This is a genomic window from Streptomyces ureilyticus (assembly GCF_011045025.1).
GTDB lineage: Bacteria > Actinomycetota > Actinomycetes > Streptomycetales > Streptomycetaceae > Streptomyces > Streptomyces ureilyticus.
In genome coordinates, this window is record NZ_JAAKZX010000458.1 from 1 (window position 1) to 1,342 (window position 1,342).

The 1,342-nt window shown below is 66.4% G+C and carries 2 protein-coding genes; one reads left to right on the forward strand and one right to left on the reverse strand.

All coding sequences use genetic code 11. The annotated features are described in order from the left end of the window. Nucleotides 1-94: 94 nt before the first annotated feature. Nucleotides 95-885, forward strand: a protein-coding gene (locus tag G6048_RS48100) for an IS5 family transposase (RefSeq protein WP_408056257.1) whose coding sequence is annotated in 2 segments (ribosomal slippage) — nucleotides 95-410 and nucleotides 410-885 — 792 coding nt in all. Because the reading frame shifts where the segments join, the coding sequence is not laid out codon by codon here. A gap of 50 nt (nucleotides 886-935) precedes the next feature. Here the strand turns inward: G6048_RS48100 and G6048_RS48105 are convergent. Next, nucleotides 936-1,262, reverse strand: a complete 327-nt coding sequence (locus G6048_RS48105; RefSeq protein WP_165345897.1) for a hypothetical protein — start codon at nucleotides 1,260-1,262, stop codon at nucleotides 936-938. Nucleotides 1,263-1,342: the final 80 nt, after the last annotated feature.

A 1,342-nucleotide genomic window follows, 5' to 3' on the forward strand; every position in this document is an offset into this window, starting at 1 on the left:
AGAGCTCGTAACACGATCTTGCTGCAACGTCCTGGTTGGCCGTGACCGGTGTAAGGCTTCGGCCGTTCGTGATGGCGTGAGTACTCGGCCGTGGATTGTGGACGACGACTTGTGGGCGCTGATCGAGCCACTGCTGCCGCCCTGGCCGGAGCGGTCGCCGGGGCCAAGGCCGGTGTCGGACCGTCTCTGCCTCCAGGGCATCCTGTTCGTCCTCCACAACGACATAGCCTGGCAACTCCTGCCGTTGGAGCTGGGGTTCGGCTCGGGACAGACGTGCTGGCGGCGTCTGGACCGGTGGCAGAAGGCCGGGGTCTTCGACCAGCTCCACCGGGTCCTGCTCGCGAAGCTGAACGCGGCCGGCGAACTCGACTGGTCACGGGCGTGCGTGGATGGTTCCCACATCCGGGCGAAAAAGGGGGTGCCGACACCGGTCCGTCGCCGGTCGACCGGCGGAAGACCGGCAGCAAGCACCACTTGATCTGCGACGGACGCGGCACCCCGCTCAAGGTCATCACGACCGCGGCCAACGTCAACGACGTCACCCAGACCCTCACCCTGGTCGATGGCATCCCGCCCGTCGCGGGCCGCCCCGGCCGGCCCCGCCGCAGGCCCGACGCCTTGCTCGGCGACAAGGGCTACGACTCCAACGCCCACCGCGACGAGCTGCGACAACGGCGGATCCTGCCCGTCATCTCACGCAAGGGATCACCGAACATCAAGGGCATGGGGAAGCTCCGCTACGTCGTGGAGCAGACCTTCGCCCTGCTCCACCAGTTCAAACGCCTCGCGGTCCGCTGGGAACGCCGCACCGAACTCCACGACGCCTTCGTCTCCCTCGCCTGCGGCCTCATCTGCTGGAGGCGCCTCAAGAAGACCCACTCCTGATCGCGCCCCAAGCGATCACGCGCAGCGCAGCACTTTGAGGGGCCCTGGGGCTACTGGTGCGGCACGTGCCTGGTTCCGGTTGGCTCTGCAGTGTCTGCCTCGGCTGCGGTAAGGCTGAGCCGTCCCTCAACTCCTGCTTCGACGACATTGACCAACAGCGCGCTCGCGTCGTCAAAGCGCAGGGTGAAGTGCGGATCGAGCTGCATCAGGAAGTCGAAGCTCTCCCTGTCCTCCGCGGCCAGGGGAGGTTCGAGAGTCGCCTCGCACGTCCAGTCGTCTCCGGCGGCACGGACCGCGACCCGCACATGAAGCCTGCCCAGACACGTCGATCGATTGGCCCACCACTCAAGCGTGGCGGTGCCCTCGTAGCTGTCCATAGTCCAAGTATCGCGAGCGAGTAGGCGGCCATGTGTCAGCGATGCAGAGCCTGACGTCACAAGATCCTGTTACGAGCTCT